Source organism: Micromonospora sp. CNZ322 (assembly GCF_007827755.1).
The window spans coordinates 450819-465017 of record NZ_VITD01000004.1; the positions used below are offsets into that span (position 1 = coordinate 450819).

13 protein-coding genes and 3 tRNA genes are annotated in these 14199 nt (G+C 68.3%); all 16 read left to right on the plus strand.

The annotated features are described in order from the left end of the window. Nucleotides 1–159 precede the first annotated feature (159 nt). Nucleotides 160–2691: a GGDEF and EAL domain-containing protein gene (locus tag FB453_RS13460; RefSeq protein WP_145790301.1), complete on the plus strand. Its 2532-nt coding sequence runs from the start codon at nucleotides 160–162 to the stop codon at nucleotides 2689–2691. Nucleotides 2692–2784: 93 nt separating this feature from the next. After that, nucleotides 2785–2857 (plus strand) — tRNA-Thr (locus tag FB453_RS13465). Nucleotides 2858–2881: 24 nt separating this feature from the next. Then, nucleotides 2882–2954, plus strand: a tRNA-Met gene (locus FB453_RS13470). A gap of 134 nt (nucleotides 2955–3088) precedes the next feature. Next, complete coding sequence (gene rpmG, locus FB453_RS13475; RefSeq protein WP_007073056.1) at nucleotides 3089–3256, plus strand: 50S ribosomal protein L33; 168 nt, start codon at nucleotides 3089–3091, stop codon at nucleotides 3254–3256. Nucleotides 3257–3382: 126 nt separating this feature from the next. After that, nucleotides 3383–3829: a MaoC family dehydratase N-terminal domain-containing protein gene (locus FB453_RS13480; RefSeq protein WP_091402433.1), complete on the plus strand. Its 447-nt coding sequence runs from the start codon at nucleotides 3383–3385 to the stop codon at nucleotides 3827–3829. 1 nt (nucleotide 3830) lies between these two features. Next, nucleotides 3831–4223, plus strand: coding sequence for a MaoC family dehydratase (locus FB453_RS13485; RefSeq protein ID WP_145790303.1), 393 nt, complete (start codon nucleotides 3831–3833; stop codon nucleotides 4221–4223). Nucleotides 4224–4352: 129 nt separating this feature from the next. Beyond that, a tRNA-Trp gene (locus tag FB453_RS13490) sits at nucleotides 4353–4425 on the plus strand. Between the two features lie 214 nt (nucleotides 4426–4639). Beyond that, nucleotides 4640–5029: a preprotein translocase subunit SecE gene (gene secE / locus FB453_RS13495; RefSeq protein WP_091403530.1), complete on the plus strand. Its 390-nt coding sequence runs from the start codon at nucleotides 4640–4642 to the stop codon at nucleotides 5027–5029. Nucleotides 5030–5067: 38 nt separating this feature from the next. Beyond that, nucleotides 5068–5790: a transcription termination/antitermination protein NusG gene (gene nusG, locus FB453_RS13500; RefSeq protein WP_112584800.1), complete on the plus strand. Its 723-nt coding sequence runs from the start codon at nucleotides 5068–5070 to the stop codon at nucleotides 5788–5790. Between the two features lie 186 nt (nucleotides 5791–5976). After that, a complete protein-coding gene (rplK, locus tag FB453_RS13505; RefSeq protein ID WP_091402426.1) occupies nucleotides 5977–6408 on the plus strand; it encodes a 50S ribosomal protein L11 in 432 nt (143 codons plus the stop codon). Between the two features lie 79 nt (nucleotides 6409–6487). Beyond that, the gene (gene rplA, locus FB453_RS13510) at nucleotides 6488–7204 is read left to right on the plus strand and encodes a 50S ribosomal protein L1 (RefSeq protein ID WP_112584802.1); all 717 of its coding nucleotides are present in this window, start codon (nucleotides 6488–6490) and stop codon (nucleotides 7202–7204) included. Nucleotides 7205–7284: 80 nt separating this feature from the next. After that, nucleotides 7285–8034, plus strand: a complete 750-nt coding sequence (locus FB453_RS13515) for an ATP-binding cassette domain-containing protein (protein WP_145790305.1) — start codon at nucleotides 7285–7287, stop codon at nucleotides 8032–8034. A 137-nt stretch (nucleotides 8035–8171) separates the two neighbouring features. Continuing rightward, on the plus strand, nucleotides 8172–8861 hold the full coding sequence (locus FB453_RS13520) for a hypothetical protein (RefSeq protein WP_145790307.1): 690 nt from the start codon (nucleotides 8172–8174) through the stop codon (nucleotides 8859–8861). 340 nt (nucleotides 8862–9201) lie between these two features. Beyond that, entirely contained in the window at nucleotides 9202–9747 is a 546-nt protein-coding gene (gene rplJ, locus FB453_RS13525; RefSeq protein WP_112584808.1) for a 50S ribosomal protein L10, read from the plus strand. Between the two features lie 54 nt (nucleotides 9748–9801). After that, nucleotides 9802–10188 (plus strand): 50S ribosomal protein L7/L12, encoded by a 387-nt coding sequence (gene rplL / locus FB453_RS13530; protein WP_091402415.1) that lies wholly within the window; start codon nucleotides 9802–9804, stop codon nucleotides 10186–10188. 570 nt (nucleotides 10189–10758) lie between these two features. After that, nucleotides 10759–14190: a DNA-directed RNA polymerase subunit beta gene (gene rpoB / locus FB453_RS13535; protein ID WP_091402413.1), complete on the plus strand. Its 3432-nt coding sequence runs from the start codon at nucleotides 10759–10761 to the stop codon at nucleotides 14188–14190. The last annotated feature ends 9 nt before the right edge of the window (nucleotides 14191–14199 follow it).

Consider the following 14199-nt stretch of genomic DNA (forward strand, 5'->3'; position numbering starts at 1 on the left):
CTTCCCCGCCGGCCTCTTCGACGGCAGTGCCAGCGGAGCTCAGGCCATCGATCTCATCTGGACTGTCGTTCCGGAGAACACTGTCTTCGGCAGTGGTCGCTGACTGGTTCAGCTCATCCCCACTCAAGGGCGGTAACCGCAGGCGCCGTAGGGAGCGGTATGGCTCCGCGTGATCGATCGCGACGCCGTTCGGCGGATCGTGCCTGGTTCATCACCGCGCCGCTGGTGTTCTTCGCAGCGATCTGTTCCATGGTCACAGGGCTGGTGTCCTCCCAGCCTTTCGGTGAATGGCTTCTCGCGCTCCTGTTGTTGGTCGCCATGGCCGCCGTGGGCATGCCGGTCCTCAACTTTGTCGTCCGGCGGCAGTCGTTCGGCATGACCCTGACCGAGATTCCGCTGGTACTAGCGCTCTTTCTGCTACCACCGCTGACCGTCGTCGCCATCTACACGGTGGCGTCCATGCTCACGCAGACGCGGCACCGGTTCGCGCCCGTCAAGTTCTGGTTCAACGTGGCCAAGGCGGCCGCCGGGACCTCTCTCGCCGTCCTCCTCCTTCAGGCGCTACCGCCCTCGAAGGAGGTGGACGACCCCGGTACATGGCTGAGTCTTTTCGCGGCCGTGACCGCGGTGATCCTCGTCAGCCTTGCGGGCATCGTCGGCGTGCATACCCTCCTACAGGGCTGGCCGGCGGGACGGGACTCTCTTCGCACCGCACGCCCCGCCCTGCTCACTGCGGCGATCAACGTCTCGCTCGGTTTGATCATTCTGATTGCCGTCACGACCACCTGGTGGTCGTTGGTGCTGCTGATTGCACTCGGTGTGGCCCTAATTCTGGTCTACCGCTCCTACGCGGAGTTCTTCCGGCAACACCGGACGCTGGCCGCGATGTACGACCTGACCCGCGCAATCGGGGAGCGCGGTCAGGACGGGACGCTCGTCGATGCTCTCCTGGGTCGGGTCAGGGCCCTGATGCAGGCCGAGTACGCGACTCTGTGGCTGCCCGCCCTGGGCCGCCATCCTGAGGTGTTACTCACCGCCAGGGTTGACGATCCGGGTCTGCTCGACGTCGTACGGACGCCGGCCTCCCTCCGCCAGCGAGCCGCTGGCGAGGGGCGGACCATCGCGGTGGGGCGCGCCTTCGACGAAGAGTCGAACGAGCGCCAGGCCCTGAGTCTCGGCAAGATCAAGGACGTCATCGTCGTGCCGCTCCGGTCCGGCCAGGCGGTCATCGGCACCCTGGAGGTCGCCAACCGGCTCAGCGACGTCGGCCATTTCACCCGTGGTGACATCCCCATCTTCGAGACCGTGGCAGCGCACGCGGCCGTGGCCCTGGAGAATTCGCGGCTGGTCGACCGGCTCCGGCACGACGCGCACCACGACACGTTGACCCGACTGCCCAACCGGCGGCGGATCACCGGAGCGTTGGACGAGTCGGTCAAGATCCGCGCACCGGGCGAGGTGGTGGCGCTGCTGCTCTTCGACGTCGACGGCCTGCGCCAGGTCAACGAGTCCCTGGGGCACGCGGCCGGGGACAAGGTCCTCACCGAGGTCGCCAATCGGTTGCGGGCCAGCGCGCCGTCGTCGGCTCTGGTTGGCCGTGCCGGCGGGGACGAGTTCCTGGTGACGCTGCGGTTGGAGAGCGCTGAGGCGGCGCTAGAGTTGGCCGCCCAACTGCGCGACCAGATCCGCGACGAGATGGTCTTCGACGCGCTCACCCTCGACGTGGACACCGCCGTCGGGGTGGCCGTACACCCGGATCATGGCAGCGACGCGGCGACCCTGCTGCTCCGGGTCGACCTCGCCGCCACTGCGGCCAAGTCGGTGCCGGGCAGCGTGCAGTTGTTCAATCCCGCACTGGAGTCCCGTTCGCTGCGCCGGTTGGGTCTGGCCGGCGACCTGCGCCGAGCACTGGACCAGGACGAGCTGGAGGTCTACTTCCAGCCCAAGGTGACCCTGCGCGACCGGCGCCTGGTGGGTGTGGAGTGTCTGGCTCGCTGGGAGCACCCGGCGCACGGCACTGTCGCACCCGAGGACTTCGTGGCGGTGGCCGAGCACACCGGCCAGTTGAGCCGGCTCACCGAGGTGGTCCTCCGGGAGGGCCTTCGGCGCAGCCGGGACTGGGCGCTGGCCGACCAACCGCTGCCCATCGCGGTCAACCTTTCGGCTCGTACGCTCATCGACCAGCACTTCCCGGACCGGGTCCAGGAGTTGTTGACCGAGTACAAGGTGCCGGCGCAGCGCCTCACCCTGGAGATCACCGAGTCGGGGGTGCTGGACGGCACGGACCGGCCGATCCCCACCCTGCAACGGCTGCGGGATCTCGGCGTACGGCTGTCGGTGGACGACTTCGGCACGGGTGACTCGTCCCTGGCGCATCTGCGCCGGCTGCCTGTGCACGAGGTGAAGGTGGACCGCTCCTTCGTGCAGGGCATGGCGACCGACCCGGGGGACCTGGCGATCGTCAACGCGGTGGTCACCCTCTCCCAGCAGTTCGGTCTGGCGGTGGTGGCCGAGGGGGTGGAGAGCGAGCTGACCCTGGAGCTTCTCCAGGACATCGGTTGTGAGATCGGGCAGGGCTTCCTGTTCAGCAGGCCGCTGCCGTACGAGCGGCTGGCTGCCTGGTTCGGTGCCCAGGTCGAGCCGGAGACGGTCGCCAACGGGGAGCTTCCGCGCCTGCGTGTCGTGCCCTGAGCAGGGCGCGGACGATCACCGGGGATCCGATTTCACCTGTCGAGCCGGGCCGTGTACTCTTACTCCTGCGCGCCCCACGGGGAGATCGCGCAGGCCCCCTTAGCTCAGTCGGCAGAGCGTCTCCATGGTAAGGAGAAGGTCTACGGTTCGATTCCGTAAGGGGGCTCGAGGGTTCAGCTGGACCCATCGCAGCGGTGTAGCTCAGATGGTAGAGCAAGCGGCTCATAATCGCTGTGTCGCCGGTTCAAGTCCGGCCACCGCTACTCTCGTCTTCCGGGCTCGTTGCCGGTGGTCGTAAGAAAATGGGCGCTTCTGGCGCCCACTTTGCATGTCCGCGCTGTCAGCGTCTAGGCTGGCGCGTCGTAGTTGTTTCCGTTAGCGAGGAAGGCACTCCGCCGTGGCGAAGGCTACCGATGTCCGGCCGAAGATCACTTTGGCGTGTGTGGAGTGCAAGGAGCGCAACTACATCACGCGCAAGAACCGGCGCAACGACCCCGACCGCATCGAGCTGAAGAAGTTCTGCCCGCGTGACGGTCGGCACACGGTCCACCGCGAGACCCGCTGACTGCTGGCCGGCCTCAGGGCCGGCCGCTGTCGAAGCTTTCCGATCGCCGATCTGACCGGTTTGGTGCGGCTCTGCCGCCGCCTACCGATCAGGTCGGCGATTGGGCTTTCCGTGTAGGTTCGCGGCATGCCTCTGGACCCTTCCTTCGTCGGCCGGACGTATCCGCCGACCGCCCCCTACCAGGTGGGCCGAGAAAAGATCCGCGAGTTCGCCAGTGCCATCGGCGCCACCGACCCGGCTCACCACGACCCGGAGGCCGCGCGGGCGCTGGGCCACCCTGACGTGGTGGCCCCGCCGACGTTTCCGGTGATCGTGACGATGGCCGCGAGCAGCCAGATCATCGAGGACCCGGCTCTGGGTGTCGACTACAGCCGCCTGGTGCACGGCGACCAGCGGTTCGCGTACACCCGGCCGGTGGTCGCCGGCGACGAACTGGTCTGCACCAACACCATCGAGGACGTCAGCACCAGGGGTGGGCACGGCTTCCTGACCACGCGTACCGACGTGAGCACCGTCGGCGGGGAACCCGTGGTCGCGGTCTGGGCCAGGTATGTCATTCGCGGGGAGGCGTGAGATGGAGTTGCCAGCACAGACGTTTCAGGTGACCCGCGCGGACCTGGTCCGCTACGCCGGCGCCTCGGGCGACTTCAACCCGATCCACTGGAGCGACCGGGTGGCCACGAAGGTGGGCCTGCCCGGGGTGATCGCCCACGGCATGTTCACCATGGCGCTGGTCGGGCGGGCGGTCACCGAGTGGGCCGGGTCGCCGGACGCGGTGGTCGAGTACGGCGTGCGTTTCACCCGTCCGGTGGTGGTCCCCGACGACGACCAGGGGACCGAGATTGAGGTGACCGCGCGGATCCGCGAGGTGACCGAGGACGGTCTCACCCGACTCGAGGTGACCGCCACCTGCCTGGGTGAGAAGGTGCTGTCACAGGCGCGGGCAACCATCCGGACGGCACGCTGAATCGAGCCCGCCACGCGTGGCGGAGAGACCGGTTGGGAAAGTCGGGCGGCTACCCGTACACTGGTCCGCCGTGGGGCAAGTGACCCCTGCTCGGTCGTCTGTGGCCGCGTGGGGCGAGTGTTGCCACATAGGGGTGTAGCTCAATTGGCAGAGCAGCGGTCTCCAAAACCGCAGGCTGCAGGTTCAAGTCCTGTCACCCCTGCGCCTCAGGCCTGACCGTTCCCGTGGGTCGCGCCGCCAGCTTGGCGGCGTCCGGCCCGTGGTGGTGGCATCGGCGGGGTGGCTCCGAGGCAATCGGGGCCCTCCGGGTGATCCACCGGCCGCGGCCCGTCGCGGGACGGTTGGGTCCGGCCGGCGTGACCAGCGCCGCGTACGCCACTCGGCGTGCGACCCCAGATTCCGCGACGGAGGGCGAAGTGGCCGACAACAAGCGGCGCGACGACGACGGCGACGATCGTCTGGACGACGAGGTCGTCGACGACGTGGCCGACGACGACGCCTCCGGCGCGGACGAGCCGGTTTCCCGGGGGGGCACCGCCACGCGGTCCCGTGCCCGGGCGGAGTCGGCGGACAGCCGGCCGACCACGCGGTCGGAAACGGGTCGGGTGGGCGTCTTCGGCCGCATCGCCCGGTTCTTCCGCGAGGTCGTAGCTGAACTGCGTAAGGTCATCTGGCCGACCCGCAAGGAGTTGCTGACCTACACCGCCGTGGTGGTGGCGTTCGTCGCGGTGATGCTGACGATCGTGGGTGTGCTGGACTTCGGCTTCGCCAAGGTCGTGTTGTTTGTCTTTGGCAACTCGGACTGACCGGCTGCCTCCAGCCATAGTGACGGAAGTGAGCGAGCGTGCCTGAGTACGACGAGACCGCCGGACCGGTGGACGAGCAGTCCACGGTCGCGACGGCGGCTGGTGACGAGTCGGTCGAGGCCGCCAGCGAGCCGGAGTTCCCTACGACCGAGCCCGCACCGGACGAGGACTACGACCCCGTCGCGGAGCTGAGGCAGAAGCTGCGTTACGCGCCGGGCGACTGGTACGTGGTGCACTCGTACGCCGGCTACGAGAACAAGGTCAAGACCAACCTCGAGACCCGGATCACGAGCCTCGACATGGAGGACTTCATCTACCAGGTCGAGGTGCCGACCCGGGAAGAGGTCGAGGTCAAGAACGGTAAGCGTTCGCAGATCCAGGCCAAGGTCTTCCCGGGCTACATCCTGGTCCGGATGGAGTTGACCGCCGAGTCCTACTCCTGTGTCCGGAACACCCCGGGTGTGACCGGCTTCGTCGGCGCGACCGACCGGGCCGACCGGCCCGCTCCGCTCTCGCTCGACGAGGTGCTGAAGTGGCTGGCGCCGGCGGTCGAGACCGAGCAGAAGAAGGCGAAGCCGGAGATCAAGGTCCTCGACTTCGAGGTGGGCGACTCCGTCACCGTCACCGACGGCGCGTTCGCGTCGCTGCCGGCCACGATCAGCGAGATCAACGCCGACCAGCAGAAGCTCAAGGTGCTGGTGTCGATCTTCGGTCGTGAGACTCCGGTGGAGCTCAACTTCAACCAGGTCGCCAAGATCTGATTGGTCGTCGGCGGCGGGCCCGGCCCGCCGCCGACGTCGGCGTACGCGCTCTCGCTCGACCTCGGCGGACGAGTGGGCTGCGGCCTGCGCTACTCTTGAATGTCGCCGCTGTCGCACCGCGCTGACCGTGCGCGCCCGAGGGCGGCGACAGCCGCATTTTCCCAGCTCCAAGCCCCAGGAAGTGACATGCCTCCGAAGAAGAAGCTCGTCAAGACGTTCACGCTTCAGTTGCCGGCGGGCCAGGCCACGCCGGCGCCGCCGGTCGGCCCCGCGCTCGGCCAGCACGGCGTGAACATCATGGAGTTCTGCAAGTCCTACAACGCGCAGACCGAGTCTCAGCGGGGCGACATCGTCCCCGCCGAGATCAGCGTGTTCGAGGACCGGTCCTTCACGTTCGTGCTGAAGACCCCGCCCGCTGCCCGGCTGCTGATCAAGGCTGCCGGTGTGCAGAAGGGTTCGGGTGTTCCGCAGTCCGAGAAGGTCGGCTCGGTCAGCCGCGCTCAGCTGCGTGAGATCGCCGAGAAGAAGATGGCCGACCTCAACGCCAACGACATCGCCCAGGCCGAGAAGATCATCGCCGGCACCGCCCGGTCGATGGGCATCACCGTCAACGACTGACGTCGGCCCCGGCCTTCGACCCAAACCGTGGGAGGGCTCGCGCCGAGCGGCCCGCCAGAGACCACAGGAGTAATCAGCAATGCAGCGCAGCAAGAGCTACCGCAAGGCCGCCGATGTCATCGACCGGTCGAAGCTCTACACCCCCACCGAGGCCGTGAAGCTGGCCAAGGAGACCACCAACGTCAAGTTCGACGCCACGGTCGAGGTCGCCATGCGCCTCGGCGTCGACCCCCGCAAGGCGGACCAGATGGTCCGCGGCGTGGTCAACCTGCCGCACGGCACCGGTAAGACCGCCCGCGTGATCGTGTTCGCCAGCGGCGCGAAGGCCGAAGAGGCCGCCGCCGCGGGTGCGGACGAGGTGGGCACCGATGAGCTGGTCGCCCGCATCCAGGGTGGTTGGCTTGACTTCGACGCGGCGATCGCCACGCCGGACCAGATGGCCAAGATCGGCCGGATCGCGCGGATCCTGGGCCCGCGCGGTCTCATGCCGAACCCGAAGACCGGCACGGTGACGATGGACGTCACCAAGGCGGTGCAGGACATCAAGGGCGGCAAGATCACCTTCCGGGTGGACAAGCACTCCAACCTGCACCTGATCATCGGCAAGGCCTCCTTCACGGAGACCCAGCTGGTGGACAACTACGCTGCGGTGCTCGACGAGGTGCTGCGTGCCAAGCCGTCCGCGGCCAAGGGCAAGTACCTGCGCAAGGTCATCCTGACCACCACGATGGGCCCGGGCGTCCCGGTCGACCCGAACCTGGTGAAGAACCTTCGGGAGGACCAGGCCGACGCCTGAGTCGACAGATCGCTCCGCCGGGGCGCCGCCACGACAGTGGCGGCGCCCCGGCGCGTTCCAGGTGTGGCAGGCTCGACGCCATGCGGCTGGAGAACGTCTGGTTGCGGTACCACCGGCGGGGGCCGTGGGTGCTGCAGGGCATCGACGTGCGGATCGGTCCCGGCGAGGTGGCGATCGTGCTGGGCCGCAACGGGGTGGGCAAGTCGACACTGCTCCAGGTGGCCGCGGGGGTCCTCCGCCCGGGCCGGGGCCGGGTCACTGACCGGCCGGCACGGGTGGGTTGGGTGCCGGAGCGTTTCCCCGCGGACCAACCGTTCACTGTGACCCGCTATCTGACCGGGATGGCCCGGGTGGCGGGGCTGAGCAGGGCTGCGGCCGACGAGGCGGTGACCTCCTGGACGGACCGGCTCGGGCTGGCCGCCTTCCACTCGGTCCGGTTGCCGGAGCTGTCCAAGGGCACCGCGCAGAAGGTCGGCCTCGCCCAGGCGCTGCTGCGCCCACCGGGCCTGCTGGTGCTCGACGAGCCGTGGGAGGGCCTGGACGCCGCCACCCGTGAGTTGGTGCCCGAGCTGATCGCCGAGGTGCTCGCCGCCGACGGGTCCGTCCTGGTCAGCGACCACCGCGGCGAGACGGTCCGGCTTCCGGCCGCGCGCCGCTGGTTGGTGGCCGACGGCTCGCTCTCCGAGGAGACGTCGTCGACGGACGAGACGATCGCTGTGGTCGAGGTCGCGGTGCCGGCCGCGCGGGTCGCCGGCACCGTCGCCCGGTTGCGCGCCGAGGGCCACCAGGTGCTGCGGGTGCGCTCCGACGCCTCCACCGCCGGATCCTAGGCGCTACCCGTCGAGCCGCCCCGGTCGGCCGGTGCCGCCCGACCCGCCGAGCCGCCGCTCGGGATGGCCGGGGAGCTGACAGCGGGGCAGCCGGAGGCCGCTGACGTCGCGGTCGAGTCGGCAGCGGGGGAGACCCGGTGACCGCCCTGGTCCGGATGCGGCTGGCTGGTTTCCTGCGAACCGGCCGGGCGTTGGCGCCGTTGCTCGCCGGCCTGATCACGCTCGGCACCCTGTACGGCGGTGGCCGGGCCCAGCCCGCGGAGGCGTACGGGGTCTCCGCGGTCGTGCTCTTCCCGGTGCTCGCCTGGCAGACCAAGATCCTGTTGGACGTCGAGCCGGACGTGCAACGTCGGCTGGCGCAGGTGACGGTCGGGGTGGCGCGGGAGCGTTCGGCCGGGCTGCTCGCCGCCGCGGTGGCGGCGCTGGTGACGGTGGCCGTCGCGCTGCTCTTTCCGTGGCTGGTCGGCGGGGTGTCCGGCCCGGTCGACCCGGGGGACCGGTCGATTCCGGTCGGGCTCGCCCTGGGATTGTGGGCGCACCTGCTGGTCGTACCCGCTGCGGTTGCTCTTGGGGCGCTGGCCAGTCGGGCGTCGGTGGGTGGCGCCGGGTACGGCGTCGCGGTGTTGGCCCTCGGCGGGGTCGGCGCGGTGGTGTTCGGCCTGACCGGCTCGGTGGCTCCCTGGCTGGCACCGCCGATCATGGCGGCCGCTCGCACCACCGCCGGCGACGCGGCCGCGCTGACCCTGCTGGGGCTGAGCGGGTGGGCGCTGGCCTGGAGCGCCGCTGTCGTCGGCGGCTACCTGTCGCGCCGGCGGGCCCAGGGCTGACCGGCATCGGTACGGGTGACGTGGCTCACCGGGCGCGATTTGGTGCTGCTGGTCGGGGCGCGTACTGTTCAACCGTCATCCGTGTTCTCATGGATGAGGAACCACCCAGAGACCGCTGGTCACCGTGCTTCGGCACGGTCGAAGGTCCCGCGACAACGGGCGACCCGCGTAGGGCGGCAAGCGTAACTCGGCAGTGAGCATGGTCCGCCGACCATGACGATCCGCCGGCCCTCGCCCCGTGCGCCCTGCGCCGGGGCTTTTTCGTTGTCGCGCTGCCTCCGCCCCCGTTCCGGCTTCGGCCGAGACGGGGACCAGCCTCGAGTAACGAGAGAGGAGGGACATGGCGGACAAGCCGATCCGGGCCGACAAGGCCACGGCCGTCGCTGAGCTGACCGAGAGCTTCCGCAGCTCGGGCGCCACCGTGCTGACCGAGTACCGCGGTCTGACGGTTTCCCAGCTCACCCAGCTTCGGCGCTCGCTCGGCGCCGATACCAGCTACACGGTCGCGAAGAACACGCTGGCCAAGCGTGCTGCGACGGACGCGGGCATCACCGGCCTCGACGAGCTGTTCACCGGTCCTACCGCGCTGACTTTCGTTTCGGGCGACGTCGTCGAGGCGGCGAAGGGGCTTCGCGACTTCGCGAAGGCCAACCCGAAGCTCGTCATCAAGGGCGGTGTCTTCGAGGGCAAGGCCATCACCGCGGCCGAGGTCACGAAGCTCGCCGACCTGGAGTCCCGCGAGGTGCTGCTGGCCAAGCTGGCCGGCGCGATGAAGGGCAACCTGAGCAAGGCCGCGGCCCTGTTCCAGGCCCCGCTGTCGAAGACCGCCCGTCTGGCGGCTGCACTGCAGGACAAGCGCGAGAAGGAGGGCGCCGAGGCGGCCTGAGGCCCCCACGGCGCACCAGTTCTTACTTAACAGAATCAGGAAAGGACGCCAGATATGGCGAAGCTCAGCACCGACGAGCTGCTCGACGCGTTCAAGGAGATGACGCTGATCGAGCTCTCTGAGTTCGTGAAGCAGTTCGAGACGACCTTCGAGGTCACCGCTGCCGCTCCGGTCGCGATCGCCCAGGGTGGCGGCGGCGGCGGCGCTGCGGCCGAGGCCGAGCCGGAGCAGGACGAGTTCGACGTCATCCTCGAGGCTGACGGTGGCAAGAAGATCCAGGTCATCAAGGTCGTGCGTGAGCTGACCGGCCTGGGCCTCAAGGAGGCCAAGGACGCGGTCGAGTCCGCGCCGAAGGCCATCCTGGAGAAGGTCAACAAGGAGACCGCCGACAAGGCGAAGGCCAAGCTCGAGGGTGAGGGCGCCAAGGTCACCCTCAAGTGACCTGACGTTCCACCAACGCGTACCCGGCTCGTGAGCTGGGACACCATCGCGTCACGGCGGGCGGTGATCCGACACGGATCACCGCCCGCCGTGTTGGTGGATCTGGCTGCGCCAGGTCCTGAGCTGGGCTCCAAACCATGGGTACCCTTGACCCGAACGAGCGTGGCGGGTCGCCCTCCAGTGGGAAACAAGGGACAACCCGGATACCGGCCCTTGACGCGGCCCGGGGCTGCCAGGCACGCTGACACCAGCAAGACACCGCGCTTGCGACGGCCACGACGTGGGTATGACAGCGACGGCACCATCGGCCGCTGTAACCCGAGCGGCCCAGTGGGGAGTTGCGTTCTGAGCGGCCCGGCAGACCCCGGTTGACGGGGGCCGAGGCGCGCTCCGCAAACAACCTGCGGGGTGGGCTGGACAGCGGTTAGCCTCTCGGCTACACTGCTAGTTTGCGCTGCCTTCCGACTTGACCCCTGCTTGGAAATGTCCGTTTACGGATATTTCTGGTGGGGTCATTGGAGTGCACGCGTACCAGCCGTTCTGCAGCACCGGTCCTCGGAAGGACGCATCTTGGCAGCTTCCCGCCCTGCGAAGACCAGTCGTACGTCGAGCGCATTCGCTCCCCGCCGAGTTTCATTCGGCAGGATCACCGAACACCTCGAGGTCCCCAACCTCCTTGCCATTCAGAACGAGTCCTTCGACTGGCTCGTCGGCAACGAGGCTTGGCAGGGCCGGTCGGCGGACGACCCGCACGCACGATCGGGTCTCGCGGAGATCCTTGAAGAGATCAGTCCCATTGAGGACTTCTCCGGCACCATGTCGCTCTCCTTCTCAGCGCCGCGCTTCGACGAGGTCAAGGCCTCGATCGAGGAGTGCAAGGAGAAGGACCTGACCTACTGCGCTCCGCTCTTCGTGACCGCGGAGTTCACCAACAACACCACTGGCGAGATCAAGAGCCAGACGGTGTTCATGGGTGACTTCCCGATGATGACGCCCAAGGGCACCTTCGTCATCAACGGCACCGAGCGCGTCGTGGTCAGCCAGCTCGTCCGGTCTCCGGGCGTGTACTTCGACAAGCAGCCGGACAAGACCTCCGACCGCGACCTCTCCAGCGTCAAGGTCATCCCGAGTCGGGGTGCCTGGCTGGAGTTCGACATCGATAAGCGCGACACGGTCGGTGTACGTATCGACCGCAAGCGTCGGCAGGCCGTCACCGTCCTGCTCAAGGCCATCGGATGGTCGGCCGAGCGGATCCGTGAGAAGTTCGGCTGGTCCGAGCTGATGATGACCACGCTCGAGAAGGACCACATCGCCGGCGCCGACGAGGCTCTGCTCGACATCTACCGCAAGCTGCGCCCTGGCGAGCCGCCGACGCGCGAGAACGCCCAGACCCTGCTCGACAACCTCTTCTTCAACCCGAAGAGGTACGACGTCGCCAAGGTCGGGCGCTACAAGTTCAACAAGAAGCTCGAAGTTGGCGTGCCGATCACCACCGGCACGCTGACCGAGGACGACATCGTCGCCACCGTGGAGTACCTGTGCCGGCTGCACGCCGGTGAGGACGGCTACGAGGCCGACGACATCGACCACTTCGGCAACCGGCGCCTTCGTACCGTGGGCGAGCTGATCCAGAACCAGGTTCGGGTCGGCCTGTCCCGGATGGAGCGGGTCGTCCGCGAGCGGATGACCACGCAGGACGTCGAGGCGATCACCCCGCAGACCCTGATCAACATCCGCCCGGTGGTGGCGGCGATCAAGGAGTTCTTCGGGACGTCCCAGCTGTCCCAGTTCATGGACCAGACCAACCCGCTGGCGGGCCTGACCCACCGGCGTCGGCTGAGCGCGCTCGGCCCGGGTGGTCTGTCCCGGGAGCGGGCCGGCTTCGAGGTCCGCGACGTGCACCCGTCCCACTACGGCCGGATGTGCCCGATCGAGACGCCGGAAGGCCCGAACATCGGCCTGATCGGCGCGCTGTCCACCTTCGCCCGGGTCAACCCGTTCGGCTTCATCGAGACGCCGTACCGGAAGGTCGTCGAGGGTCGGGTCACCGACCAGATCGACTACCTGACCGCGGACGAGGAGGACCGGTTCGTCAAGGCCCAGGCCAACGCGCGCCTGAAGGCTGACGGCACGTTCGCCGAGGACCGGGTGCTCTGCCGTCGTAAGGGCGGCGAGACCGAGGACGTCGTCCCCGGTGCCGTCGACTACATGGACGTCTCGCCCCGGCAGATGACCTCGGTCGCGACCGCCATGATCCCGTTCCTTGAGCACGACGACGCCAACCGGGCACTGATGGGCGCGAACATGCAGCGCCAGGCGGTGCCGCTGGTTAAGGCCGAGGCGCCGCTCGTGGGTACGGGCATGGAGTACCGGGCCGCGGTCGACGCTGGCGACGTGGTGGTCGCCGAGGTCGGCGGTGTGATCGAGGATCTCTGCGCCGACTACGTCACCATCCACCAGGATGACGGCCACCGCCGGACGTACCTGCTGCACAAGTTCCGCCGCTCCAACGCCGGCTCCTGCGTCAACCAGAAGCCGGTCGTCTTCGAGGGCGACCGCGTCGAGGCCGGTCAGGTCATCGCCGACGGTCCGTGCACCGACGAGGGCGAGATGGCACTCGGACGCAACCTGCTGGTGGCGTTCATGTGCTGGGAGGGCCACAACTACGAGGACGCGATCATCCTGTCGCAGCGCCTCGTGCAGCAGGACGTGCTCACCTCGATCCACATCGAGGAGCACGAGGTCGACGCCCGGGACACCAAGCTCGGCCCGGAGGAGATCACCCGCGACATCCCGAACGTCAGCGAGGAAATGCTCGCTGACCTCGACGAGCGCGGCATCATCCGGATCGGCGCCGAGGTCGTCCCCGGCGACATCCTGGTCGGCAAGGTCACGCCCAAGGGCGAGACCGAGCTGACCCCGGAGGAGCGCCTGCTCCGCGCGATCTTCGGTGAGAAGGCGCGTGAGGTTCGGGACACCTCGCTGAAGGTGCCGCACGGCGAGACCGGCACGGTCATCGGTGTGCGCACGTTCTCACGCGAGGACGGCGACGAGTTGCCGCCGGGTGTCAACGAGCTGGTCCGGGTCTACGTCGCCCAGAAGCGCAAGATCCAGGACGGCGACAAGCTCGCCGGCCGGCACGGCAACAAGGGTGTCATCTCGAAGATCCTGCCGATCGAGGACATGCCGTTCCTCGAGGACGGCACCCCGGTCGACATCGTGCTCAACCCGCTCGGTGTGCCGAGCCGGATGAACATCGGCCAGGTGCTGGAGACCCACCTCGGTTGGGTCGCCAAGACCGGTTGGAAGGTCGAGGGTGACGACGCCGACTGGAAGCGCCAGCTCCGCTCGATCGACGCGCACGAGTCCGAGGGTGACACCAACGTGGCCACCCCGGTCTTCGACGGTGCCCGCGAGGAGGAGATCTCCGGTCTCCTCGAGTCGACCCTGCCCAACCGGGACGGCAAGCAGCTGATCGGTCGTACCGGCAAGGCGCAGTTGTTCGACGGTCGTTCCGGCGAGCCGCTGCCGGACCCGATCGCGGTCGGCTACGTCTACATCCTGAAGCTCAACCACCTGGTCGACGACAAGATCCACGCTCGTTCGACCGGACCGTACTCGATGATCACGCAGCAGCCGCTGGGTGGTAAGGCGCAGTTCGGTGGTCAGCGTTTCGGTGAGATGGAGTGCTGGGCGATGCAGGCGTACGGCGCTGCCTACGCCCTGCAGGAGCTGCTCACGATCAAGTCCGACGACGTGCTCGGCCGAGTGAAGGTCTACGAGGCCATCGTCAAGGGCGAGAACATCCCGGAGCCGGGCATCCCGGAGTCGTTCAAGGTGCTGCTCAAGGAGCTGCAGTCGCTGTGCCTCAACGTTGAGGTGCTCTCCAGCGACGGTGTGGCCCTGGAAATGCGCGAGACCGACGACGAGGTGTTCCGGGCCGCTGAGGAGCTGGGCATCGACCTGTCCCGGCGCGAGCCGAGCTCGGTCGAAGAGGTCTGAGGTGAGTGG